At 73.1% G+C, this 24,439-nt stretch carries 22 protein-coding genes and 1 pseudogene; 9 read left to right on the top strand and 14 right to left on the bottom strand.

Annotated elements, in window-relative coordinates:
- Window positions 1–10: 10 nt before the first annotated feature.
- The 3 genes from AB0A61_RS04475 to AB0A61_RS04465 all read right to left on the bottom strand — a co-directional run bounded on the left by AB0A61_RS04475 (window position 11) and on the right by AB0A61_RS04465 (window position 2,531).
- On the bottom strand, window positions 11–361 hold the full coding sequence (locus tag AB0A61_RS04475; protein WP_361285865.1) for a hypothetical protein: 351 nt from the start codon (window positions 359–361) through the stop codon (window positions 11–13).
- Window positions 348–2,126 carry a hypothetical protein gene (locus tag AB0A61_RS04470; RefSeq protein ID WP_361285862.1) on the bottom strand — a complete coding sequence of 593 codons (1,779 nt, stop codon included), beginning with the start codon at window positions 2,124–2,126 and terminating at the stop codon, window positions 348–350. The genes AB0A61_RS04475 and AB0A61_RS04470 overlap by 14 nt, the downstream gene beginning before the upstream one ends.
- A 198-nt stretch (window positions 2,127–2,324) precedes the next feature.
- Window positions 2,325–2,531: a hypothetical protein gene (locus AB0A61_RS04465; RefSeq protein WP_361285860.1), complete on the bottom strand. Its 207-nt coding sequence runs from the start codon at window positions 2,529–2,531 to the stop codon at window positions 2,325–2,327.
- Here AB0A61_RS04465 and AB0A61_RS04460 point away from each other — a divergent pair.
- Window positions 2,431–2,820 (top strand): annotated as a pseudogene (locus tag AB0A61_RS04460) (MFS transporter); the annotation flags it as partial. The gene AB0A61_RS04465 and the pseudogene AB0A61_RS04460 sit on opposite strands and share 101 nt — an antisense overlap.
- Window positions 2,821–3,234: 414 nt before the next feature.
- Here AB0A61_RS04460 and AB0A61_RS04455 read toward each other — a convergent pair.
- Complete coding sequence (locus AB0A61_RS04455; protein ID WP_361285857.1) at window positions 3,235–3,933, bottom strand: hypothetical protein; 699 nt, start codon at window positions 3,931–3,933, stop codon at window positions 3,235–3,237.
- 61 nt (window positions 3,934–3,994) lie between these two features.
- Here AB0A61_RS04455 and AB0A61_RS04450 point away from each other — a divergent pair, with 61 nt between their 5' ends.
- Window positions 3,995–4,261: a hypothetical protein gene (locus tag AB0A61_RS04450; protein WP_361285854.1), complete on the top strand. Its 267-nt coding sequence runs from the start codon at window positions 3,995–3,997 to the stop codon at window positions 4,259–4,261.
- Between the two features lie 203 nt (window positions 4,262–4,464).
- Here the strand turns inward: AB0A61_RS04450 and AB0A61_RS04445 are convergent, their stop codons facing one another.
- From AB0A61_RS04445 to AB0A61_RS04425, 5 genes are all read right to left on the bottom strand, one after another.
- Entirely contained in the window at window positions 4,465–5,454 is a 990-nt protein-coding gene (locus AB0A61_RS04445; RefSeq protein WP_361285851.1) for a malate dehydrogenase, read from the bottom strand.
- 473 nt (window positions 5,455–5,927) lie between these two features.
- Window positions 5,928–7,475 carry a DUF2690 domain-containing protein gene (locus AB0A61_RS04440; protein ID WP_361285848.1) on the bottom strand — a complete coding sequence of 516 codons (1,548 nt, stop codon included), beginning with the start codon at window positions 7,473–7,475 and terminating at the stop codon, window positions 5,928–5,930.
- A 288-nt stretch (window positions 7,476–7,763) separates the two neighbouring features.
- The gene (locus AB0A61_RS04435; RefSeq protein ID WP_361285845.1) at window positions 7,764–8,225 is read right to left on the bottom strand and encodes a helix-turn-helix transcriptional regulator; all 462 of its coding nucleotides are present in this window, start codon (window positions 8,223–8,225) and stop codon (window positions 7,764–7,766) included.
- A 369-nt stretch (window positions 8,226–8,594) separates the two neighbouring features.
- On the bottom strand, window positions 8,595–9,038 hold the full coding sequence (locus AB0A61_RS04430; RefSeq protein ID WP_361286242.1) for a DUF3017 domain-containing protein: 444 nt from the start codon (window positions 9,036–9,038) through the stop codon (window positions 8,595–8,597).
- Window positions 9,039–9,087: 49 nt separating this feature from the next.
- Window positions 9,088–9,942 carry a bifunctional methylenetetrahydrofolate dehydrogenase/methenyltetrahydrofolate cyclohydrolase gene (locus tag AB0A61_RS04425; protein ID WP_361285842.1) on the bottom strand — a complete coding sequence of 285 codons (855 nt, stop codon included), beginning with the start codon at window positions 9,940–9,942 and terminating at the stop codon, window positions 9,088–9,090.
- A gap of 284 nt (window positions 9,943–10,226) precedes the next feature.
- Between AB0A61_RS04425 and AB0A61_RS04420 the strand changes: the two genes are divergently transcribed.
- From AB0A61_RS04420 to AB0A61_RS04405, 4 genes are all read left to right on the top strand, one after another.
- Window positions 10,227–10,793: a hypothetical protein gene (locus AB0A61_RS04420; RefSeq protein WP_361285839.1), complete on the top strand. Its 567-nt coding sequence runs from the start codon at window positions 10,227–10,229 to the stop codon at window positions 10,791–10,793.
- A 115-nt stretch (window positions 10,794–10,908) separates the two neighbouring features.
- Window positions 10,909–11,655 carry an FHA domain-containing protein gene (locus AB0A61_RS04415; protein WP_361285836.1) on the top strand — a complete coding sequence of 249 codons (747 nt, stop codon included), beginning with the start codon at window positions 10,909–10,911 and terminating at the stop codon, window positions 11,653–11,655.
- Window positions 11,652–13,334 carry a protein kinase gene (locus AB0A61_RS04410; RefSeq protein WP_361285834.1) on the top strand — a complete coding sequence of 561 codons (1,683 nt, stop codon included), beginning with the start codon at window positions 11,652–11,654 and terminating at the stop codon, window positions 13,332–13,334. Before AB0A61_RS04415 ends, AB0A61_RS04410 begins: the two co-directional genes overlap by 4 nt.
- A 109-nt stretch (window positions 13,335–13,443) precedes the next feature.
- Window positions 13,444–13,950: a hypothetical protein gene (locus tag AB0A61_RS04405; protein ID WP_361285832.1), complete on the top strand. Its 507-nt coding sequence runs from the start codon at window positions 13,444–13,446 to the stop codon at window positions 13,948–13,950.
- A 64-nt stretch (window positions 13,951–14,014) separates the two neighbouring features.
- Here the strand turns inward: AB0A61_RS04405 and purH are convergent, their stop codons facing one another.
- Together purH and purN are read right to left on the bottom strand one after the other, a co-directional pair.
- Entirely contained in the window at window positions 14,015–15,580 is a 1,566-nt protein-coding gene (gene purH, locus AB0A61_RS04400; protein WP_361285829.1) for a bifunctional phosphoribosylaminoimidazolecarboxamide formyltransferase/IMP cyclohydrolase, read from the bottom strand.
- A complete protein-coding gene (gene purN, locus AB0A61_RS04395; protein ID WP_361285826.1) occupies window positions 15,577–16,206 on the bottom strand; it encodes a phosphoribosylglycinamide formyltransferase in 630 nt (209 codons plus the stop codon). Before purN ends, purH begins: the two co-directional genes overlap by 4 nt.
- Window positions 16,207–16,523: 317 nt before the next feature.
- On the opposite strand from purN, the gene AB0A61_RS04390 reads away from it, so the two are divergent.
- Window positions 16,524–17,336 (top strand): hypothetical protein, encoded by an 813-nt coding sequence (locus AB0A61_RS04390; protein ID WP_361285824.1) that lies wholly within the window; start codon window positions 16,524–16,526, stop codon window positions 17,334–17,336.
- A 73-nt stretch (window positions 17,337–17,409) separates the two neighbouring features.
- On the opposite strand, the gene AB0A61_RS04385 is transcribed toward AB0A61_RS04390, so the two are convergent.
- Complete coding sequence (locus AB0A61_RS04385; RefSeq protein WP_361285821.1) at window positions 17,410–19,422, bottom strand: DUF6350 family protein; 2,013 nt, start codon at window positions 19,420–19,422, stop codon at window positions 17,410–17,412.
- Window positions 19,423–19,518: 96 nt separating this feature from the next.
- On the opposite strand from AB0A61_RS04385, the gene AB0A61_RS04380 reads away from it, so the two are divergent.
- A complete protein-coding gene (locus AB0A61_RS04380; protein WP_361285818.1) occupies window positions 19,519–20,490 on the top strand; it encodes a sigma factor-like helix-turn-helix DNA-binding protein in 972 nt (323 codons plus the stop codon).
- A gap of 72 nt (window positions 20,491–20,562) precedes the next feature.
- Here AB0A61_RS04380 and sucD read toward each other — a convergent pair whose 3' ends face one another.
- Together sucD and sucC are read right to left on the bottom strand one after the other, a co-directional pair.
- The gene (gene sucD, locus AB0A61_RS04375) at window positions 20,563–21,447 is read right to left on the bottom strand and encodes a succinate--CoA ligase subunit alpha (protein WP_361285815.1); all 885 of its coding nucleotides are present in this window, start codon (window positions 21,445–21,447) and stop codon (window positions 20,563–20,565) included.
- A 21-nt stretch (window positions 21,448–21,468) separates the two neighbouring features.
- Complete coding sequence (gene sucC / locus AB0A61_RS04370; RefSeq protein WP_361285812.1) at window positions 21,469–22,650, bottom strand: ADP-forming succinate--CoA ligase subunit beta; 1,182 nt, start codon at window positions 22,648–22,650, stop codon at window positions 21,469–21,471.
- Between the two features lie 570 nt (window positions 22,651–23,220).
- Between sucC and AB0A61_RS04365 the strand changes: the two genes are divergently transcribed.
- On the top strand, window positions 23,221–24,439 hold a 1,219-nt coding region (locus AB0A61_RS04365; protein WP_361285810.1), incomplete at its 3' end, for a hypothetical protein.

Here is a 24,439-nt window from a genome sequence, read left to right as displayed (position 1 = left end):
TCCTCCCCCTCTACATCCCCAGCAGGCCGGCCACGGTTCCGGCCGACGTGAACAGCCCGAGCACCGACTGGGCGTCGGTGAGCAGCTCGCGCAGCCGCTGCCGCCTGCTCTCACCGGCCGTGCCGGTGCGGGTGATCTCGTTCTCGGTGTCGGCCAGGGCCTCGTCGAGCACTCTGGTCCCGTCGTTCGTCCGCACCCGCGCGAGGTCGGCGCGCAGCTCGCGCACCGCCTGGAGCAGTTCCTCGGCGGCCGCGTCGTGCGCAGCCGCGTGGTGGTGGCTCTCGGCATGCGCGTGGCTGCCGATGGCGAAGGTGCTGTGCGAGACGTCCCCGATGGTGACGCCCGGCTCATCGCTGGTCATCGCTGCCGGATCCCTTCTGCGGCCCGGGGCCGCCCGTGGTAGCGGAGGCGTGGTCGCCGACGGCGAAGGTGCTGTCCTGGACCCGGCCGATGTGCACACCGCCGTTGCTGATGTTGTTGATCTGCTGGACGAACTCGCCGGTCTGGTAACCGGATTCGGCCAGCGCAGCCCGCACACCGTGCGCGACCCGGTCCTGGATGCTCTTCAGGTAGCGGGAGACGTCCATCTCCTGAAACAGCGAGCCGGCCGGCGCCGACCCGAGCTCGCGCACCGACACGGCGGGGCCGTCGGGCAGCGCGTTCGCGTAGCCGCCGGTCAGCAGCCGCCACGCGTACCACAGGGCCTTGCCCAGGACGACCAGGGAGCCGACGGCGGAGCCGGGCACCCGGGCGACGGCCCAGGCCGCCTTGCCGACCACGTTGTTGTGCCGGAACCGGTGGGCGGTGCGATCGGCGTCCTTGAAGTCCTCGCGCACCGGCAGCAGCACGTGCGGGGCGACCTCCAGCATGAGCATACGGCCCTGGGTGTGGATGCGTACGAAGACGGTGACGACGAGCTCCTCCTCCCAGCCGCCGACGCGGATGCGCAGGAAGTGCCGGCGCTTCTCGCCGCCCTCCTCCACCGCGCGCGCCCGGTGCTCCTCGACGGACTGCGGGTGGTGGGGCGCGTCCTCGCGCCGCAGCAGGCCCTCGGCCGGCAGGAACACGCACTCGTCGATCTCCAGCCAGCGCAGCCGGTCGCGCACGCCCGGCCCGGCGTACTCGGCGGTCAGCCGCAGCCGTTCCAGCAGGGGCCGGATCTTCTCCAGGACCGCGCGGTTGCTGAGCGGCTGCTGCTCCTTCTTCAGGCCGTCCGGCTTGAGCTCGATCGCGAGCACCCAGGTCTGGTAGGCCACACCCGCCCCGCAGAACGGGCGCATCTCGTGGTACATGGCCAGCGGAGCGTGCTGCTCCACCCGGATCCGGTCCTTCAGCCGCTGGAACCGTTCCCCCTCGCCCCGCTCGGCGGGGTCACCGGCGGCGTCGGGGAAGCACTGCGGGGACAGCTCGGCCGCCATGGCCCTGGCGAACCGGCCGCGCTGCGCGGCCAGGCACAGCGCGATGAGCGCGAACAGCACGAGCGTGGCCCAGGCCTGCCAGGGTTTGATCAGATCGCTGACACCGCCGGCGCTGGGGACCAGTACGTCGGTGGGACTCGGCCCGCCGGAGGAGCTCCCGTACAGGCCGCCGTAGGAGTCGGACGAGCCGTAGGAGGTGGGGTACGGCGAGGAGTCGTCGCCGAAACCGCCGAACGCGGCGATCACCGTGACGACCAGCAGGAACGCGAACAGCCCGCGGCCCCACCAGCGCACGAGGAAGGCGGGCACCCGGCGGTACATCGACGGGCGCTCCTCCCGCCCCCGGATCCAGCCGGCGACCGCCAGATACAGGCTGGGCGCCAGGAAAAGGCCCAGCAGGCCACCGGTCAGGGCGGTACCGACCACCCACAGGACCACGATCGCCCCGGCCCACTGCAGCTCCTGGCGGCGGGCCCGCAGCGCGTGCGCGAGGACCCGCGCCGCGTCGAGTCCGAGCGAGGGCGCCACGAACCGCTGTTCGTTGAGGTGCAGTTCCTCGATCACCCGGTCGCGGTAACCGGAATCCAGATACGTGCCGGCGCACAGCAGCCGGGTGGCCTCGCTGGCGTGCGGCGGGACGGGCGGGGGCGCCGGGTGGGCCCCCGCCTGTGTCGGCTGCGGCTGCTGCGGCAGGTACGCGGTGCTCACGCCACCCACTCCCCCGATGCGTGAAAAGACTGCCGTCAACGGTTGAGTTGACGGTCTATCAGCATAGGGGGCGGCGATCGGCCGGGAAAGCGGAATGTCAAGAAGCGGACCGGACAAACCGCGACACACCTCCGGGGCGCTCGCCCCAGCGGCCCGCACGGCTTCCAGCCCTCGGGTCGAAGACTGCATGAGGACCGTTCACGGCACCAGGGGGTGTCGCCGGGCATCGGCCGACCACTGGGCCATCAGGTCCCGCAGGCAGTCGCGCAGCCAGGCGTGCGCGGGATCGGCGTCGTGGCGCGGATTGGTGGCCCGCTGGTCCGCGCACCCCCGTGCGGTGATCGGCGGCGGCCTGGCCGTGATCGGCCTCGGCCTGCTCGGCGCGTCCACCGTCGGCGCCGGCACGCCCTACTGGACGTACGCCTGCCGGCGGCTGGTCATCTCGTCCGGCACCGGGCTGTGCATGCCCGCGCTCACCCTCGGCGTGGTCACGTCCCTGCCCGCCCACCAGGCGGGTCTCGGCTCCGGTCTGGGCACCTCGGCCCGCGAGGTCGGCGCGGCCCTCGGTGTCGCGGTCACCGGCACGGTCCTCGCCGGCCACCCCGACCTCGCGCACGGCATGGGCCCGGCCCTGCGCACGGTCGTCCTGCTGGTCCTGGCGGCGACCGCGGTGACGGTCGCGGGCCACGGCGGCCGCGGGTCCCGCGCCGTCACGTCCGGGGAGGAACGCGCTGTCGTCACGTCCGGGGAGGAACGCGCTGTCGTCACGTCCGGGGAGGAACGCGCTGTCGTCACGTCCGGGGAGGAACGCGTGCTGTCGCGTTCCGGCCGCTCCTGGCCCCGCCGCGCCGCTCCCGCACCGGGCGGTGCGGACGTCCGGGGGTGGGGACGGGCGGGGGCGGTGTGCCGGCGGGGCGCGGTGCCTCGGCGGCTAGGGGGTGTCGTTGGGATCAGCGCGGATCAGGCCGCGGCGCATGATGCGGTGCATCGCAAGGCGGAGCATGACCCGCGTACCGGGCGTACTCGGGTGACGCGACAACGCCGCGAGGTGCCGTGCCAGGCGTCGCGGACCCACGGTGATCCAAACGACACCCTCTGGACAGCACACCTAGGCGCAGGTCGCGCCCGCCGGGCAGAAGGAGGCGAGCGCGGCGGTGAGCGGGGCGCGGACCAGGTCCGGCGCGAGGGCCTCGGGGCCGCCGGCGCGGATCGCGTAGAGGGTGCCGTCGGCCGCCCGGAAGCGGTGGTCGACGACCTGGCGGGGGCCCTTGTCCTGGTCGTCGTAACGATAGGAGAGCTCGGCCCAGGTGGTGCCCCGGGTGCGGTGCAGGGGCCGGTAGCCGGGCTGCCGGGCGAAGCCGTAGCCGGGGTCGTTCTCGGCGAGGCTCAGGGAGGCGGCCGGGGTGTCCTCGGAGACCGCGAAGATCTGCAGCTGACGGCCGTCGGCCGGGGAGTCGTAGTAGACGACCGGCGCCTTCTCGCCCTGCTTCTGCCGACGGCTCCAGCCCTCGGGTACGTCGACGGTGTAGCCGACGGGGTCCTGGGCGCGGCGGTAGCCGGCGGCGGGCGAGGAGGCCGGGGCCGCGGGCGGGGTGTCGCGGCCCACAGCGCCCGCGCCGGACGTGGCCGAGTCGGCGGACCGCGCGGGCGGGGCCGCCGGGGTCCTTCCGTCCGGGGCCTCGTCCTGGGGGAACGTGGTGGACGACGAGGTGACGGTGACGCCGATGGACGGGCCGGCCGCCGCACCGGTGGAGCCGTCACGCAGGACGAGGAACCAGGTACCGGCGCCGATGCCCGCCCCGAGCACGGCCGCGACGGCGCCCGCGGTCAGGAGCCGGCCGACACGGCGGGCGGGCGTGGGGGTCGTCGTGACGGACGTCCAGGTCGGTGAGGGCGGCGAGGGCGGCGACACCCACTCGGGCGTCGCGCTCGTCCGCGTCCCGTCCGTGGCCCATCCGGGCGGCGCCGCTCCACCGGGCGGGGTGCCCGGGGCGGGCAGGCCCGGCGGCAGTGTGCCGCTCGTCCGGGTCTCGGCGCACGCCCACGGCGGTGGCGACACCGGTTCCCGCGCCGCCCAGGGCGCCCGGCCTCTCTCCTCGCTCGGCTCGTGCTCGGGCCCGAAGCCGGAGCTGTGACCGTCCCAACCGCTCATCGCGAACCCCCCGAAGTCACCCCGTCGGGTACCGCTTCCGACGGTAGCGGCGAAAACGGCCACGGGCCCCGTTCCGGAAGGAACCGGAACGGGGCCCGTGCGAGGTCGTGACAGAGCCGTGAAGAGCCCCGCGCGCGGCCCGGGTTGGCGGGCCGTGGGCCGGGGACCGGCTCACCGACGCGCGGCTCAGATGAGGCCGAGACCGCGGACCGCCTCGCGCTCCTCCTCGAGCTCCTTGACGGAGGCGTCGATGCGGGCGCGGGAGAACTCGTTGATGTCCAGGCCCTGGACGATCTCGTACTTGCCGTCCTTGGTGGTGACCGGGAAGGAGGAGATCAGGCCCTCCGGAACGCCGTAGGAGCCGTCCGACGGGATGCCCATGGAGGTCCAGTCGCCCTCGGCGGTGCCGTTGACCCAGGTGTGGACGTGGTCGATGGCGGCGTTGGCGGCGGAGGCGGCCGACGAGGCGCCACGGGCCTCGATGATCGCGGCACCGCGCTTGGCGACGGTCGGGATGAAGTCCTCGGCCAGCCACTTCTCGTCGTTCACGACCTCGGCGGCGTTCTTGCCGGCGACCGTGGCGTGGAAGATGTCGGGGTACTGGGTGGCGGAGTGGTTGCCCCAGATGGTCAGGCGCTTGATGTCGGCGACCGTGGAGCCCGTCTTCTTCGCGAGCTGGGTCAGCGCGCGGTTGTGGTCCAGGCGGGTCATCGCGGTGAAGCGCTCGGCCGGGACGTCCGGCGCGGCGGCCTGGGCGATCAGGGCGTTGGTGTTGGCCGGGTTGCCCACGACGAGGACCTTGATGTCGTCCGCGGCGTGGTCGTTGATCGCCTTGCCCTGCGGCTTGAAGATGCCGCCGTTGGCGGAGAGCAGGTCGCCGCGCTCCATGCCCTTGGTGCGCGGGCGGGCGCCCACGAGGAGGGCGACGTTGGCGCCGTCGAAGGCGACGTTCGGGTCGTCCGTGATGTCGATGCCCTGCAGGAGCGGGAACGCGCAGTCGTCCAGCTCCATCGCCGTGCCCTCCGCCGCCTTCAGCGCCGGGGTGATCTCCAGCAGACGCAGCTTGACCGGCACGTCCGCGCCGAGCAGCTGGCCGGAGGCGATGCGGAAGAGCAGGGCGTAACCGATCTGGCCGGCCGCGCCGGTGACGGTGACGTTCACGGGAGTGCGGGTCATGGCGTTCTCCGTATGACAGCTGGCGGTGGGGCGTCCCTGCCCCGGGGTGCTGGATCCCCTCGTCGGCTCGTGACCGGCGCCGCCGCGATGATCGATCACGGGTAGAGATGATCGATCTCTTGGCGTCAAGAGAGATCCAGCGGTCAGGCTATCGCGCATCCGGGACCCCGGACGTCCGGGCCCGTGTGGCCCACCCCACAGAGTGTCCAAGTGCCGCGAGAAAGGCGGCCGCCCGTCCGGGAGAGGGGGACGGAGACGGCCGCCGTGTGGGGTTCCCGGAGGACCGGACTCCCGTGGGGGTACGCTCCGCCTGCCCCGTTCGGCGGAGGCCATGCCTGCCGTCCGGCATTTGTTTGCGCGAGTTCCGGAAGCCTCGGTGTCACGGCCTTCGGCGTGGGCGCGGCCCGGCGGGTCCGCCCTGCTTCCTGCCTGCTTCGTGCCTGCTTCGTGCCTGCCTCTTGGCCGCCTCGTGCCTACCTGGTGCAGCCCTTCCGCCCGGACGCCAGGGTCACGCACGCCTTGGCCTGCGCCCCGTCCCGTACGGCGACCATCGGGGTGTACGCGATGGTGTCGCCCGCCGCGGTGATCGTGCCGGTCTCCTTGTGCGCGCCGGCCGCGACCTGGACCGCGTCGCCCTGGCCCGCCTGGGTGATCCGGCCCCAGGCGGCGCCGCAGGTCTTGCTGTAACGGACCTCGACGACGGTGGTGCCGACGGTGACGCTCTGGGCCGTGCTCACCAGTTGGCCGCTGCACCCCATGCTCTCGGCGTCCTTGCCGGTGCAGCCGGCACCGCTGCACTTGACGCCGGGCGGCAGGTCGGGGCCGGCGCTGGCGGACGGGGACGGCGACCTGGCCGCGCCCTCGGCCTTGCCGCCTCCGTTGCGGTCGGTGAAGAAGAACACCACTCCGATCACCACCAGCATGCTGACCATGCCCGCGAGGAACATCACGACGGGCCGGTAGCGCGCGCCGTCACCATTGGCGCGAGCCGGACGTGGGGCCTGCGGAACTTCCGGGACTTGCCGAGCTTCCGGGACTTCCCGAACTTGCGGAACTTCGGGAACTTTCGGAATTTCCGGAACTTCCGGAACTTCGCCGTACGGGCTCGGTCCGGCAGCCGGTGTCCGGGCGGAGCCGTCGGACGGTCCCGTCGAAGCCCCGGAAGCCCGGCCGCCCACCGGTGAAGGGCCCCGGTACCCGGCCAGCCCCCACGAGTTGCGGCCCGCCGAGCTCTCCGAACCGGGGGCGGGCGAGCCGCCGCCGGAGGCGGACGACGCCGTGCCGTCGGACGGGGCGGCATCGGAGTCGGGTGACGCCGTACCCGAGGCGGACGAGGCCGTACGGGACGCGGATGAGGCGGCGGACGAGGCATCGCCGGAGTCGGAGGAAGCGGTGCCCGAGGCGGGTGAAGCGGTGTCCGAGGCGGCTGAAGTGGGCTCCGAGGCGGGCAACGGGGTCTTCGAGGCTCCCTTGCGGGTGCCCGAGGCCGGCGACGGGGTCTTCGAGGCTCCCTCGCGAGTGCCCGAGGCCGGCGACGGGGTCTTCGAGGCTCCCTCGCGCGCGTCGGCGTCGGACGCCGTCGGCTGCGACGGCACCGTCGGGGCCACGCCCGCCCGGCCCGCGCCGCCGGGCGCCGCCGTGGTGCTGCCGCCCTGGGCGTCGACTGCGGGCGCGGCCGCCCCGAAGTCCCCGAGCGCGGCGCGCGCCTGGGCTATCCGAATGGCCTCCATGGTCCTGTCGTGCCGCATCTCCGCGCGGCTCCAGGCCCGTTCGGCGAGCTCCCACATCGTGGTCAGGTGGACCGGATTGGTCTCGGTGACCTCGGCGAGCGCGACGATCGCGCCCTTGGGCGCCAGGAGCCGGCCGTTGAGGTAACGCTCCCAGGACGTCTTGCTGTAGCCGGTGCGGTCGGCGAGCGCGGCGATGCTCAGACCGCTGCGGTCCACGAGCCGCCGCAGCTGGCCGGCGAACTCCCTGACCTGCGGATCGAGTTCATCGGGCAAGGCCTTCCAACGAGGCATCGAGTCCCCCTCTTCCCCCGGTACGTACTGTCTTCCCCCGCGTGGTGCCCGCTGCCGAGTCCCGGTTCTGGCTACCCACGGGGATGCGCCCGGTCAGGATCCCAGTTCCCGGGGTGGGGGCGCACGGGAGCATTCGGGCCGGGGCGCGCGCCGTTGCGCGCCCACCGGTCCACGCTAGCCGGGTTGCCGGACGACTCCCTCAGGCACCCCGGATCTTGTCAACATATCGATATGCCGGACGCATACGCATGCCCTCCCCCGCCTCCCGCGTCACGGCATTCCCCCGGTTCACCCCAGAGCGACGGTGCCGACGACGGCGACCAGGAGCAGCACGACGAGGAGCAGGACGGCGTACAACAGCAGGCGTCCGGTCGGCCCCGGCCGCCGTTCCGCCTCGGGCCGGTCCCACCAGGGGACCGTGGGGTCGTCCTCGTACACCTCGACCCCGGACGGCCGCACTGAGGCCGTGGCCGGGCGCGGCCAGGCCTGTACGGCCATCTCCCAGCGCACGGTGTGGCGTTCGGCGTCGGCCCCGGTCAGGCCCGCGACCCGGCACAGGGCGGCGACGGCCTGCCGGGGCGGGGGCTGAACGGCGTTGAGGTAGCGCTGCCAGGAGGACTTGCTGTACGCGGTACGTGCACCCAGCGCGACCAGGCTGAGGCCGGTCCGGTCCTTGAGGGCCCGTAACTGCTCCACCAAGTGCCGCACCTCCGGCGGCAGATCCTCCGGCAGCGGCTGCCAGGCGCCCATCGCTCACCTCCACGGCGTCCCTCCGTTGCCTGCTCGCGGAGAGTGACGACACCGCGGGCGGATCGGTTCCCGCGCCACGCACCGGCGTCGTTGTGGCAGAGCGCGGACACCGTACCGGAACGGTCACTTCCGTGCCACAGCGCACGGACAGCCGTTGAACAGCCCGTTCATGGTGCTGGAGGGTGGATTTCGGCGGCGGCCGGTCCTGACTCGGGGGAGAGGACGGGCCGCCGTCACCCTCCCGGAGGGTGCCTGACGGTTCCCGGAGGGTGCCCCACGATGCCCGCCGGGCGCGCGACGCCCGGCACGGCGGTCGGCGGCCAGCAGTCACCAGCCAGCGGCCAGCGGCCAGCGGCCAGCGGCCAGCGGCTAACGGTCCGAGCCGCGGATCGTGTAGTGCAGGGCGTCGTCCAGGAACGGTATTTCCAGCCAGGGCTTCGGCTGGGCCATCAGCGCCAGCAGGACGATGGCACAGCCCAGGACGCCGTAGGTGACGATGTCCGTGAAGCGGGAGCGGACCGCCAGCATGCCGACGCGCGGCAGCAGCCAGCGCATCGCCGCGCCGCCGAGCAGGGCGACGCCGACCAGCAGCAGCCCGACCCGGAAGGCGTCCAGCGCGATCAGCAGCAGCCCCAGTCCGACCACGGACAGCACGGCCAGCATCGGCCACTGGCGCGCGGGCGCCGGCGCGCCGCCGGGTGCGGCCCGGCCGCCGCCCTCGGGGCGCGCCGTGTCCTTGGTGAGCAGCGGGAAGCGGCGCGTTCCCCGCCGCGTCCCGTCCTCGGCGTCCGGCACGCCGGCCGGGCCGCCCACCTCGGTCTCCGGCTCCTCGGCCCCGGCCGCCCGCGGGCCGTCCTCCGCCTCAGGCGACACTGCGCTCCGCCGCCTCTACCACGTTGACCAGCAACTCGGCCCGGGTCATCGGGCCGACCCCACCGGGGTTGGGGGAGAGCCAGCCGGCCACCTCGGCGACGTCCGGGTGGACGTCGCCCACGATCTTCCCCTCGGCGTTGCGGGAGACACCGACGTCGAGGACGGCCGCGCCCGGCTTGACGTCCTCGGCACGGATCAGGTGCGGCGAGCCGGCCGCGGCGACGATGATGTCGGCGCGGCGCAGGTGGGCGGACAGGTCACGGGTGCCGGTGTGGCACTGGGTCACCGTGGCGTTCTCACTGCGCCGGGTGAGCAGCAGCGGCATCGGACGGCCGATGGTCACGCCGCGGCCGACGACCACGACCTCGGCGCCCTTGATCTCCACGCCGTGGCGGCGCAGCAGCGTCAGCACGCCGTTGGGGGTGCAGGGCAGCGGGGCCGGCTCGTTCAGGACGAGACGGCCGAGGTTCATCGGGTGCAGGCCGTCGGCGTCCTTGTCCGGGTCCATCAGCTCCAGGATGCGGTTCTCGTCGATGCCCTTGGGCAGGGGCAGTTGGACGATGTAACCGGTGCAGGACGGGTCCTCGTTCAGCTCCCGGACGACCGCCTCGATCTCCTCCTGCGTCGCGGTGGCCGGCAGTTCCCGCTGGATGGACGCGATGCCCACCTCGGCGCAGTCGCGGTGCTTGCCCGCGACGTACTTCCGGCTGCCGGGGTCGTCCCCGACCAGGATCGTGCCGAGGCCGGGCGTGACGCCCTTCTCCTTCAGCGCCGCCACGCGGGCGGTCAGATCGGACTTGATCGCGGCTGCGGTGGCCTTGCCATCGAGAATCTGGGCGGTCATGCCCCCATCCTCTCGGATGACCGGGTCCGGGTTCCAATCCGGTCCTCCCCTTCGCCTCGGCGTGGCCGTGATCAGTGATCCGGCGGCACGGACCGTCATGATCAGTGATGTTGCACTTGCACAACACCTGCCGAATCCGGCTGGACAAGCCGCTATCCGGTCAAGAACGATGAACAGCACAGTGCCGCGGGCAGCTCATCGGGGGGACGGACCGCATCTGTAGAACTCTCCTCCGTACGGTGCCGCGCGTCGTCCCCGCACTCACCAACGGAGGAAAGACCGCCATGAGCTTCGGCGACCCGAACAATCCCTACGGCGCTCCGCAGGGGCAGCAGCAGGCCTACGGCTACCCGCAGCAGGGCCAGGCGCCCGGATACGGCTACCCGCAGGCGCCGCCGGTGCAGGCGGCCTACGGCGCGGGTGTTCCGGAGACGATGCCCGGCAGCGTGAGCGCGGCCCGCGTGATGCTGTGGGTGATCGTCGGCCTGCAGGTCATCGGTGTGGTCCTGTTCGCCATCAGCGCCGTCAGCGTGAGCGCGGCGAAGAAGGACGACACCCTCAAGAACGACGCGGCCTTCCAGCGGCTGGCCGACTACTCCGCCGGCATGCTGTGGGCGATCGTGGTGTTCGCGGTGGCCTGGGCCGTGTTCGCGGCCGTGCTCGCGGTGAAGTTCAACAGCGGTGGCAACGGCGTCCGCATCACCACCCTGGTCTTCGGCGTCATAACCGCGATCCTGGGTCTGTACCCCTTCATCGTCGTCGGCCTGGTGCACACGGTGCTCGCCATCCTGATCGCCTGCTTCGTCGGCGGTTCCAAGGGCTCCGCGTGGTTCAACCGCCCCCGGTACTGACCACTTCGCGCCATTCACCCCCAGGGCCGTGTCTCACCCCGCACAAGGGGGGACACGGCCCTGCCGCGTCCCCCTAGTCTGGTTTCCGTAGCCGTCAGGCACGGGGAGACGCACCTTGTACAGCATCATCGTGGTACCTCCGCCGACCACGGAGGACGAGCGCAACGACACCCGGATCCGGCTCGCTCCCGGCGAGCGGCTCGCCTTCGGACGCTCCGCGGCCGACAACGACCTGGTGATCGCCCATGACGGGGTGTCCCGGCGGGCGGGCGAGATCACCGCGCAGGGCGCCTTCTGGATACTGAGCAACCTCTGCGCGCACCAGACCTACGTGGTGGAGAACCCGGAGGGCGCGGGCGAGCACATCAAGGTGGTGCCGGGCCGGCTGGACGCGCCGGTCCCCTTCGAGTTCTCCCGGATCGTGCTTCCCGCGGCCGGGGACCTGCTGGCGATCGACGTGTGGGCGCCGCGCCACGACTACCTGCGCGACGGCGCCGGAACCGACGGCGCCACCACCGCGCCCGCCTTCTCCGTGGACCGCACCAAGCGCTACTTCGCGGTGCTCGCCGCGCTGTGCGAGCCCCGGCTGCGCGGCGCTCCGCACGCCCCGCTGCCCACCGTCGACCAGGTGGTGGACCGGCTGCGCGCGACCTGGCCCGCCGCGTCCCGCACCTCGGTGCAGTGGAACATCGACTACCTGGCGGTGAAGCTGCGCCTGAAGCCCGGACCGGAGACGGCCGAGACGGGACACCGTCTGAACGGCAAGAAGGAGTCGCTGGTCTCCCTGGCGCTGCGCTTCGATCTGGTACGGGAGGACGACCTGGTCGTCCTGTCGGCACCGCCGAGCCGGGTGCCGCGGTGACCGAGCCCTACGCCGTGCCGGTGCCCCGCGGCTACCGGGTCGGCGTCTGGGAGGTACGGCGGCCCATCGCGACGGGCGCATTCGGCAGCGTGTACGAAGGGCGACGCACCGGCAGCACCGGCGGCACCGGCGGCACCGGCGGCACCGGCGGCACCGGCGGCACCGGCGGCACCGGCGGCACCGGCGAAGGGTCTCCCGGCCCCGGCTTCGTCGCCCCGAAGGCAGGGCAGGACACCGAGGCGCTGCCGAGCACGGCAGCCCTGAAGTTCCTGCCCACCGGCACCGGTACGCCGCGGCAGCTGACCCATCTGCGCGAGCTCGCCGAGCGCGAGGTCGACCTGCACCGCCGGCTCAGACGCCCGCGGCTCATCCGGATGTACGAGACCCTGACCGTCGACGACCCGGCCCGGCCCGAGCTCGACGGCGCCACCGTCCTCGTCCTGGAGAAGGCGGAGGGCTCGCTGGCCGCGCTGCTCGCGGACCGGGCCCGGCCGGCCGACGGCCCGGTGCTGCTGGTCCAGATCTGCGAGGGCCTGGCCCAGCTGCACCGGGCGGGCTGGGTGCACGGAGACCTGAAGCCGGCCAACGTGCTGCTGATGGAGGACGGTTCGGTGAGGCTCGCCGACTTCAACATGGCGGCCGAACTGGAGGGCACCCACGCCTACACCCCGGCCTTCTCCACACCCGACTACACGCCGCCCGAGCTGCTGTGGTCCGAGATCGGCGAACGCGGCCGCCGTATCCGCCCGTCCGCCGACGTCTGGGCCTTCGGGGTCCTCGCCCATCTGGTCCTCACCGGCTCCTTCCCGCTGCCGGGCGGCACCGCGACGGCCCGCCGGGACGCGGCCGCCGCCTACGCCCGCGGCGCGGAGGAGCTGCGTCTCTCGCCCTCCCTTCCGGACGACTGGCGGGAGATCGTCCGCGCGTGTCTGGCCCGTACCCACGCCGACCGCATCACCACCGCCGCCCTGCTGCGCCGGGTGCAGTCCACGGCCGGCGCCGGAAGTGCGCGGGCCGGTCCGCGGTTCCTGCGCCGGCGGCCGATCCGCCGGCGCCGGACCTGGATCGTGCTCGGCACGGCGGCCGCCACCGCCGCCATGGCCGCCCTGGGCTACGGCGTCAGCACCTGGGCCGGTCAGGGCGCCGACGCGAAGGACACCCCGGCCCGGGCCCCCACGGTCGCCCTCACCACCTACGGTGCCGCCGAACTCCGTACCGACAAAGGCGTCCCGGCCGTCTACCGGCGCCTGATCGTGGACTCCGCGCACGACTGCGTGCAGGCCGAGGTCACCCCCGCGCTGATCGCCGCGATGCTGAAGGCGGAGAGCGACTTCGACCCCGACCTGTCCGACCCGGCCAACGACGAGTACGGCATCGCGCGGTGGACGCCGCGTGTGCTGCGCTGGTGGGTGCGCGCCGACGGTCAGCCCGCGACCCAGACGCCCAAACCCCCCTTCCCGCCCGCGGTCTCGATCCCCGCCATGGCCCGCTACCTGTGCTACATCCGACCACTGCTCGAGCCCGGCCTGCCCGGCGACAGGCGGGTGCTGCTCGCCGCCGCGTACCGGACCTCGTACCGGAAGGTGAACGACGCGGGCGGGCCTCCCCCGAAGACCCGCGACTACTGCGCACGCGTCGCCCACTACCTCAAGGAGTACACCCCGCCGGGGAAGAAGTGACCCTCAGACTTCCGAGGTACCGGCACCCCGCCGTCTTTGCCACGGTATGACCACTCCGCTCCGGCGGAACGACACAACCGTGCTCACGGCAACACATGGGGGAACGAAAGTGAACGTCAAGAAGTCCGCCGCGCTGCTCGTCGCGGCCACCGCACTGCTCGCCGGTTCCACCGTCTCGGCCGCCGCGGCCGGGACGGACGGCGCCGCCTCCCACACCCGGTCCACCGCCGCCGCGGCAACCGGCGTCCAGCAGCGCGTCGACGCCGTGCTCGCCGCCCAGCCCGGCGGCCGGCAGGTCTCGGCCACCAAGGTCCACTACGACGGCCTCGACGTCACGGTGTATCCGGCGGACCAGGCCAGGCAGGCCCGGGCCGCGGCCCTCAACTGCAGCTACGGCTACCTGTGCGTGAACGTGCGCGGCACCGTCTTCATCTTCTACAAGTGCCAGCAGTGGTCCGTCTCCAACTGGTACGGCGACGGAGACTTCGTCAACAACCAGACGCCCGGCACCGTCGCCCGCTTCTACAACAAGGACGGCAGCGTGCGCTGGACCTCCACCGCGTACGAGGCCGGCCGCGCCACCTGGGACCCGATCTACTCCGTGCGTCCGTGCTGACGTGACACGACCGCGGTCTCCGGCCCCACTCGGGGGAGGGCCGGAGACCGCTCACGTCGTGCGCTCAGTGGAAGAAGTGGCGGGTGCCGGTGAAGTACATCGTGACGCCCGCCTTCTGCGCGGCCTCCACGACCAGTTCGTCACGGACCGAACCGCCCGGCTGGACGATCGCCCGGACGCCGGCGCCGATGAGGATCTCGGGGCCGTCGGGGAACGGGAAGAACGCGTCGGAGGCGGCGTAGGAACCGCGCGCCCGCTCCTCACCGGCCCGCTCGACCGCGAGCTTGCAGGAGTCGACGCGGTTCACCTGGCCCATGCCGACACCGACCGACGCGCCGTCCTTGGCGAGCAGGATCGCGTTGGACTTCACCGCCCGGCAGGCCTTCCAGGCGAAGGCCAGCTGCGCGAGCTCCTCCGCGGACAGCGCCTCGCCGGTGGCCAGGGTCCAGTTGGCCGGGTCGTCGCCGTCGGCCTGCAGCCGGTCGGTGACCTGCAGCAGCGCGCCCCCGTCGATGGCCTTGAGCTCGACGGGGTTCGACGGGCCGCCCGCGCAGCGCAGCACGCGGATGTTCTTCTTCTTGGTGAGGGCCTCCAGGGCCCCCTCCTCGTACCCGGGCGCGACGATGACCTCGGTGAAGATCTCGGCGACCTGCTCGGCCATCTCCTTGCTGACCGGCCGGTTCACGGCGATCACACCGCCGAACGCGGACAGCGGGTCGCAGGCGTGCGCCTTGCGGTGCGCCTCGGCCACGTCGGCGCCGACGGCGATGCCGCACGGGTTGGCGTGCTTGATGATCGCCACGCACGGCTCGGCGTGGTCGTACGCGGCGCGGAGGGCGGCGTCCGTGTCCGTGTAGTTGTTGTAGGACATCTCCTTGCCGTGCAGCTGCTCGGCCTGCGCCAGGCCGCTCCCGCTGCCGTCGGCGTAGAGGGCGGCGGGCTGGTGCGGGTTCTCGCCGTAGCGCAGGGTGTGCGCGCGCTCCCAGGTGGCGCCGAGGAAGTCGGGGAACTCGGAGTCGTCCACCGGGGCGTAGGAGGAGGCGAACCAGGAGGCCACGGCGACGTCGTAGGCGGCCGTGTGCTGGAAGGCCTCGGCGGCGAGCCGCTTGCGGGTGGCCAGGTCGAAGCCGCCGGAGGTGACGGCGGCGAGGACGTCGGCGTACCGGGCCGGGCTGGTGACGACGGCGACCGACGGGTGGTTCTTGGCGGCGGCCCGGACCATCGAGGGGCCGCCGATGTCGATCTGCTCCACGCACTCGTCGGGCGAGGCGCCGGAGGCGACGGTCTCACGGAACGGGTAGAGGTTGACCACGACCAGGTCGAACGGCTCGACGCCCAGCTCGGCCAGCTGCCGCTGGTGGTCCTCCAGGCGCAGGTCGGCGAGGATGCCCGCGTGCACCTTCGGGTGCAGGGTCTTGACCCGGCCGTCCAGGCACTCGGGGAAGCCGGTGAGCTCCTCGACCTTGGTGACGGGCACGCCGGCCGCGGCGATCTTCGCGGCGGTGGAGCCGGTGGAGACGAGTTCGACGCCGGCTTCGTGCAGCCCGCGCGCGAGCTCCTCGAGACCGGTCTTGTCGTAGACGCTGACGAGCGCGCGCCGGATGGGCCGCTTGTTGCTCTCGGCGGTCACTGGATAACTACCTTTCGTCCCTCGATGCGATAGCCGTTGCGGGCGATCCGCCCCACGACCTCGACGAGCAGCCTTCGCTCGACTTCCTTGATGCGCTCGTGCAGCGCACTCTCGTCGTCCTCGTCCCGGACCTCCACCACGCCCTGAGCGATGATCGGTCCGGTGTCGACGCCGTCGTCGACGAAGTGGACGGTGCAGCCGGTGACCTTGGCGCCGTACGCCAGCGCGTCGCGCACGCCGTGGGCCCCCGGAAAACTGGGCAACAGGGCGGGATGGGTGTTGACGAACCGCCCGCCGAACCGCGCGAGGAACTCCTTCCCCACGATCCGCATGAACCCGGCGGACACGACGAGGTCGGGCTGGTGGGCGGCGACGGCCTCGGCGAGTGCCGCGTCCCACTCCTCCCGCGTCCCGTAGTCCTTGACCTTGCGCACGAAGGTCGGCACCCCGGTGCGCTCGGCGCGCGCGAGCCCCTCGATGCCCTCGCGGTCGGCGCCCACGGCGACGATCTCGGCGCCGTAGGACTCGGGGCCGAGCTCCGCGATCGCGTCGAGGAGCGCCTGCAGATTGGTGCCGGATCCGGAGACCAGCACGACGAGGCGCTTGACCACGGGCTTGGCGGCCACGGTGGGGCCCTTTCTCGGGGAAGCTGTTTGTATGGTCGTACGAATGCTTCGCGCTCCCGGATACGGGGAAGCCTACGAAGCGGCCGACCGTCAGCAACGATACCGGCACACCGGACGGCCCCCATGGGACGGGGGCGTGGCCGGAAGGTAGCGTCTGGGGAAGCTGGTACGGGAACGCGCTTCGTGCGCCGCGCGTTCAACAAGATGACGGACCCGGTCCCGGGGGCTTCCCGGCCGCCGAGGACGCTCCGGATCGATCGGTCGTTGTCGGTCGTGCCAGACCAGTCGTGACTCACCAAGGGGAAGACGCTCACTTGATGCCGGACCGCAGCCTGCGACTTCTCACGCTCCCCCCGCAGTCGGCGCAGGGAGGGGAGCGCGGCGCCGTGCTGCTGCGGGAGCGCCCCACCTCACCGCCCGACGCGCCCTCGGGCGGGAAGAACGGCGACGGGAAGGGCGGCGCGGCCCCCGACGACAACCCCTTCGCCCCGCCGCCGGAGGGCACCCCGGACCGCCCCTGGCGCCCCCGGCGCCCATCGGGCGGCGAGGGCGCCGACGGCACGTCCGGTGAGAACGGCGACCACTCCCCCTGGGGCAGCCAGTGGAGCGACCGTCAGCCCGGCCGCTCCTCCGGCGGCTTCGGGGATCGCCCCCAGCGGCCCGGTGGCGGCCCGTCAGGACCCGGTGGCCCGGGCGGCCCCGGTGGCCCCGGTGGCAGTTCTGGTCCGGGTCTGCGCTGGGATCCGACGGACCCCGCCCAGCGCCGCGCGCGGTACGCCCTGCTGTGCGGCATGTGGGCCTTCTTCTTCGCCCTCTTCAGCTGGCCGTACGTGGCCCTGTTGCTGGGCGTACTGGCCCTGTACTGGGGCGTCAGCTCGCTGCGCGCCAAGTCGCGCACCCCGAACCACAACACCCCGGGCCCCGAGAGCCGCCCCCAGACGACGGCCGCGGTCAGCGGCCTCGTCACCGCCTGTCTGGCCCTCGCCCTGGTCGCGGTGACCTTCACCGCCCAACTGGTCTACAGCGACTACTACTCCTGCACGAACGACGCCCTGACCAACGAGGCGAAGCAGTCCTGCGACCAGCACCTCCCGAAGGAGCTGCGGGGGGTGCTGGGAATCAACGGCTGAACCGGGGCCGCGCGCGGCGGGGAGGCGGAGGGGTCCGCGCAGGTGCGGACGGTTCAGCGAAGGTGCGGACGGTTCAGGGGGTGGGCTCGCTCCTCTCGCCGGGCGGCTTCTCCGTTTCCGTGGGGGATTCGGTCTCTGTGAGGCCGCTCGGTTCCGTGGCGTCGTTCGACTGCTCGGGTTCCTTCGGCTCCTCGGGTTCCACCGGCTCCTCGGGTTCCACCGGCTCCTCGGGCTCCTCCGGCTGCTCGGCTTCCGCCTGCTGTCCGGGCTCCGCCTGCGCGCGCCAGAGCGACGGTTCGCAGGCGGGTGAGGAGTCGACAGGCAGCAGGTCGTACGGCTCCAGGGTGGGATCGGGGTCGTAGGGCACGTACACGGCGTCCGGCTGCGACGGCGGCGGGGCCGGTGTCCTGGTCCGGGTGAACCAGCCCCGCACCAACGACTTCCGGGGCCGACGCCCGCCCTCGTCGGCGTCCGACTGCCCGCTCGCCGGCGTCCCGCCGTCCCGTGGCTTCCCGATCCGCCGCCCTACCCCTTCGCCCTCCGGCGATCGGGCGAGCGGCGGAGCCGCCGCCCGGCCCTTCCCCGCCTTTCCGGTCCCCGGCTCCGTGGTCCGCGTCCCGCCCTCCCCGGAGATCACGATCGGCGGCTCCAGCCCCCGGCCTCCCCGGCAGCGCCAGGCCCGCCGACACACCGCCGTCGGCACCGCCACCGTCGCGGTCCACGCCAGCGCGGCCGAGCCGACCTGCCATCCGACCGGGCCGAACCGGGCCAGGGCCGCGTTCCCCAAGGGTCCGCCCGACAGCGCCGCGAGGACACAGAGCCCGGCCGCACACAGCCCGCACGCCAGCGCGGCACCGCCCGCCGTCCGGCGCCACGACCAGGCCCGGGCGCGCCCCCGGCCGCCGGACCGCGCACCGTGAGGCCCGGCCGACCCGGCACCCCGCCTCCTCGGCCCCATGGCCGCAGCCTGCCCCGCGGCCCCGGCGGCGCCCGCACCCGGCGCCCGTCGTACCGCGGCGCCCGTGCCCTGCCCGTCCCGCACCGCCGCGCCGCCGACGAACCACCCCACCGTCAGCCCGGCCGCCACCGGCACCGCCGCGGACGCCCAGTTCAGCGGTGCGCCGAGACCCGCGTCCGGCACCGCCGCGAGCAGGGGAAACGGCGGCAGAAGGGGGGCCGGTGCGGAGGCCAGCGGGCCCACGACGTGGCCGGCGCCGAGCAGGAAGCCGGGGCCGACCGCGTACGCCACCGCCCACACCACCGCGTTCGGCAGCAGCGTCAGGCACAGCACCAGTACGGCGAACCGCCCCGACCACCCCTCCGTCAGCCGCAGAAAGGCACCCTGGGCCGCCTCGGCGTGCCCCACCAGCGACCCCCCCAGGAGCAGTGCCCCGCCCCCGACGAACACCACCACCCCCGCGCCCGCCGCCCGTGCGGCGGCGCCGAGGCGCGCGCGGGGTCCCGTCCCCAGGAGCAGACGCCGTACGCTCACCGGCAGCACGCGCAGCAGCCGCTCCAGCGGGGCGCGCGGACAGCCGTACGCCGTCCACACACCGCTGCCCGCCGCCACCGTGGCGACCAGCGGCACGCACACCGCCGCCCCTTCCCAGGACGGCCGCAGGGCGCCTGCCTCGGCATAGGCGGCGGCCGCGCCGCCCACGGCGAGGTAGCCGAGCACGACGCCGGCCCAGGCGGTGCGCGAGGGCAGGAGCGGTCCGCCGTGGCCGCCGTCGGTCGCGTCCCGCGCCGCCCGGTGCACCAGCAGCAGCGGCAACGCGAGCAGGAGCAGGGGCGTCACTCCCACGGGTGCGGGAACGCCGGTGAGCGTGTCGGTGCGCACCAGTTCGGCCCCGTGCGCCAGCAGCCACATCGCGGCGGCGACGTGCAGCGCGCCGCCCGGCCCGCTGTCGGGATACGGCGAGGTGATCCACAGTCCGATGACGAGCACGGCGAACGAGCCGAGCCCGAGCCCCGCCGCGACCGCACCGCCGACGAAACCGGCGCCCAGTCCGGGCGGCCGGTCCCGCACCCGGGTGCGCAGGGTCGACAGCGGTGGACGTCGATCGGTCGTCATCACGACCGCCATGCTCCCAACGACACGCTCTTTCCCGGCGCAACAGGCGAACCTCCGCTGTGTCGCTCAATATACGTTTATGTACCTATTCACACGAAGGGATGCACTGTGAAGCAGACGAACCGTCAGAAGCCCCGATGCACCGGGGAGGTGACGGCCCGTCCGGCGAAGGTGCCATCGGCCGCCGCATCGGCACCCGCCACGGGCAACGCACCGGGCAACGCACCGGACGGCGCACCGGGCGACGCACCGGACGGCGCACCGGCTGCCGCATCGGGTTCGGCCCCCCTGACACCCGCTCAGGCCTTCGACGCCCTCTACGCGTTCTGTGCTCCCGCCCTCGTCCGGCAGGCCTATCTGCTCACCGGCCGGCCCGAACGGGCGCGCCAGGCCGTGGAGCAGGCCTTCCAACTCGCCTGGCAGCGCTGGCCGGAGGTGGCCCGCGACCGGGACCCTGCGGGCTGGGTGCGGGCGACGGCGTACGACTGCGCGCTCTCCCCCTGGTACCGCTTCCGCCCGCGCAACCGCGTCCCGGATCCGCCCCCCGACCCCGCCGACCGCGCACTGCTGCACGCCCTCATGACGCTTCCCCCGTCCTACCGCCGCACCCTGGTGCTCTACGACGGTGTCGGCCTTGACCTGCCGGAGACGGCGGCGGAGACGGAGGCGAGCACACCGGCGACGGCGAACCGGCTGATGCGCGCCCGGCAGACCGTGGCCGGGCAGCTGCCGGAGCTCGCGGACCCGGCGGAACTGCACCGGCGGCTGGTGCGGCTGGGCGCCGCGGAACGGCTCAGCGCGGCGCGGCCCACGGTGGTGCGGACGGTCGAGGAACGCAGAACCCGCTTCTGGACCAGGTCTGCGATCGCCTTCACGGTCACCATCATCGGCGCGACGACGCTGACACTGCGGACGGCGCCCACTCACTACGTGGCTCCGGTGTCTCCCGGACACGCGGTACAGGGAGTTCCGCCACAGGCGGCCATGGGCCCGCTGTCCCAGCACGAGCTCACCCTGCGGGCCAAGCTGAGGGGGGAGACGGCGAGTGGGCCGGAACGGCTGGTGCCGGATCCCCGATGACGCCGCGGCCCCACACAACGGCGGTGGGCCCGCCCCACCCGGGACGGGCCCACCGACCTGAACCGGACGGACTCAGCCGGCGAGGATCTCGCGGGCGAGCTTCGCCGTCTCGGTCGGGGTCTTGCCGACCTTGACGCCCGCCGCCTCCAGGGCCTCCTTCTTGGCCTGGGCCGTGCCGGAGGAGCCGGAGACGATGGCGCCGGCGTGGCCCATGGTCTTGCCCTCGGGCGCGGTGAAGCCCGCGACGTAGCCGACGACCGGCTTGGTCACGTTCTCCTTGATGAAGGCCGCGGCCCGCTCCTCGGCGTCGCCGCCGATCTCACCGATCATCACGATCAGGTCGGTGTCGGGGTCGTCCTGGAAGGCCTTGAGCGCGTCGATGTGGGTGGTGCCGATGATCGGGTCACCGCCGATGCCGACGCAGGTCGAGAAGCCGATGTCCCGCAGCTCGTACATCATCTGGTACGTCAGCGTGCCGGACTTCGACACCAGGCCGATGCAGCCCGGCTTGGTGATGTCGGCCGGGATGATGCCGGCGTTCGACTGACCCGGGGTGATCAGACCGGGGCAGTTCGGGCCGATGATGCGGGTCTTGTTGCCCTTCTTGCCGGCGTACGCCCAGAAGGCCGCCGTGTCGTGCACCGCGATGCCCTCGGTGATGACGACCGCGAGCGGGATCTCGGCGTCGATGGCCTCGACGACCGCGTCCTTGGTGAACTTCTCCGGGACGAAGATGACCGAGACGTCGGCGCCGGTCTTCTCGATGGCCTCCTTGACGGAGCCGAAGACGGGTACCTCGGTGCCGTCGAAGTCGACGGTCTGGCCCGCCTTGCGCGGGTTCACACCACCGACGATGTTGGTGCCGGAAGCGAGCATGCGGCGGGTGTGCTTCTGACCCTCGGAGCCGGTCATGCCCTGGACGATGACCTTGGATTCCTTGGTGAGGAAGATAGCCATGGTTGTGTGTGACCTCGTCCCTTACTTCGCGGCAGCAGCCAGCTCGGCGGCCTTGTCGGCCGCGCCGTCCATGGTGTCCACCCGCTGGACGAGCGGGTGCTTTCGGTCGTCCAGGATCTTGCGACCCAGCTCGGCGTTGTTGCCGTCAAGACGCACGACCAGCGGCTTGGTGACCTCTTCGCCCTTGCTCTCCAGGAGCTCCAGGGCCTGCACGATGCCGTTGGCGACGGCGTCGCAGGCGGTGATGCCGCCGAAGACGTTGACGAAGACGGACTTGACGTCCGGGTCGCCGAGGATGATCTCCAGGCCGTTCGCCATGACCTCGGCGGAGGCACCGCCACCGATGTCGAGGAAGTTGGCCGGCTTGACGCCCTTGTGGGCCTCGCCCGCGTAGGCGACGACGTCCAGGGTCGACATGACCAGGCCGGCGCCGTTGCCGATGATGCCGACCTCGCCGTCGAGCTTGACGTAGTTGAGGTTCTTCTCCTTGGCCGCGGCCTCGAGCGGGTTGGCCGCCGCCTTGTCGTGGAGCTCCTCGAACTCGGGGTGGCGGAACTCGGCGTTGTCGTCCAGGGAGACCTTGCCGTCCAGGGCGAGGACGTCACCGGAGGCGACCTTGGCCAGCGGGTTGACCTCGACCAGGAGGGCGTCCGACTTGATGAAGGTGTCCCACAGCGTGATCAGGACCTGGGCCACCTTGTCGGCGACCTCGGCCGGGAACTTGGCCGCGGCCACGATCTCCTGGGCCTTGGCCTCGTCCACGCCGTCGATGGGGTCGATCGCGATCTTGGCGACGGCGTCGGGGCGGGTGGCCGCGACCTCCTCGATCTCCATGCCGCCCTCGACGGAGGCGATGGAGAGGAAGGTGCGGTTGGCGCGGTCGAGGAGGAAGGAGACGTAGTACTCCTCGACGATCTCCGGGGCCGTCTCGGCGATCATGACCTTGTGGACCGTGTGGCCCTTGATGTCCATGCCGAGGATGTCCGTCGCGCGGGCGACGGCCTCGTCCGGGCTGGCGGCGAGCTTGACGCCGCCGGCCTTGCCGCGACCACCGACCTTCACCTGAGCCTTGACGACCGACTTGCCGCCCAGCCGCTCGGTGATCTCGCGCGCCGCCTCAGGCGTGTCGATGACTTCACCGGCCAGCACCGGTACACCGTGCTTGGCGAAGAGGTCCCTCGCCTGGTACTCGAACAGGTCCACGCGCTTCCGTCCCTATCAGTGATCTCGCGGTTCGTTGGATGCGTGGGCGTGCCGCGAAGGGCAACGTGACGTCCGCTCTGTCACAGGGGAGGCGCACACGGTGTCCGAGCGCGCGGCATGTCCGTCTCGCAGGTTATCGCCGCTACCGGGGCCGCCCTAAATCGCAGGTCACACCTGAGCGGTGATACCTGTCACATGATTCAGCCTACGCGGCCGGGGCGCGAGGGGGGCACAAGGCCTCACCGGGCTGGGGTTGACCCGGTGAGGCCCCTTGAACAGCCCCGGAGGGGCACATACGTGCGCCGCGCCCGGGGCGCGGGCCGGGCGGTCCCCACCCCAATGGGGACCGAACGGCCCGTCCGCGCGGTTCCGGCCGAACGGGCCGCTGGAATGCGGCCGTCCGGGACCTACTGCCTCGCGGAGTCGGTCACCGCCGTACCTGCCCTCCGCCGGGGGGCGTGGTACGGCCGTGCGCTCGTACGGTGTCAGACGCGGTACGGGTGCACGTCCTGCGTGCCCCGGACGTAGCCCGGGGTGATCGACTGCGCGACGCCCTCGGCACCTGACCGCGTGACCGGCCAGTCCGCTCGCGGTGCCCCGGACCGTCCCGGTCAGCTCCCCGGCGAACGGGGCCACCTGGCCGACGGCGCCCTGCGCGAACGGGTCCACCTCGCCGGCCACACCGCCGGCGAAGGGCGACGCCTCGCCCGCCACCCCGTAGGCCAGCCCGGCGGCGCTGCCGCCGATCCCCTGCACGACGGGCTGCACGGTCTCGGTGACGGTGTCGACGACGGGCCGCACCCCACCGGCGACCCCGTACGCGAACGGCGGCACCTGGCTCGCGACGCTCTCGGCGAACGGCGCCGCCTGCCCGGCCACACCCTGCGCCAGCGGCGGTACGGCCCCGGCGACCCCGCCCGCAAAGGGCTCGACGTCACCCGCGACGCCGTGCGCCAGCACGCCCGCGTCCACGACGGCCTGCCCGGCGACGGGTACGGCACCGTGCACCGCGGTACCGGCGACCGGCGGCAGTACGGCGTGCGTGGTGCCGTGAGCCGCCTGGCCCACCAGGCCGGTGGCGTACGGGGGCAGGTCGGCAAGCACACCCCCGGCGACCGGCCGGCCGTCGGCGACCGCGCCCGCGGCGACCGACCACCCGTCCGAGACCGCACCCGCCGCGACCGGCTGCACCCCGTCGCCGGCGCCATGGGCGACGCCCTGCACGCCCTGGACAGCACCGCCCGCGACCGGCTGGACGTCGGCGACGACTCCGTACGCCTGAGCGGCCGCGGCGTCGACGGCGTACCCGACGACCGGCGCGACGCCTCCGACCGCGTTCGTGGCGACCGGCACCGCGCCCCGAACGGCGCCGGTGGCCACCGGAGTCACGCCGTACACGGCATCCGTGGCGGTGGGAACGACCCCCTGCACGGCATGCCCGGCCAGCGGCACCACGCCCGCCAGCGCCTGCCCGGCGACCGGCACGACACCGTCCACCGCGGCGCCCGCCACGGGCGGGACGACGGCCACCGCGGTTTGTTCGACGACCGGCGTGACGGTCCCGGGTACGGCGGCGACCGTCCCGACGACCTGCTGCCGCACCCCACCCACCGCACCGGTGACGTGACCGGGCACAGAGGAAACGGCGGCTCCCGCGACGCCTTCCGCACCCGCGACCGTCCCGACAACCCGCTGCCGCACCCCACCCACCGCACCGGTGACGTGACCGGGCACAGAGGAAACGGCGGCTCCCGCGACGCCTTCCGCACCCGCGACCGTCCCGACAACC

The sequence above is a fragment of the Streptomyces sp. NPDC046197 genome (genome assembly GCF_040646295.1).
GTDB lineage: Bacteria > Actinomycetota > Actinomycetes > Streptomycetales > Streptomycetaceae > Streptomyces.
This window is presented reverse-complemented; position numbering and strand designations above follow the sequence as displayed.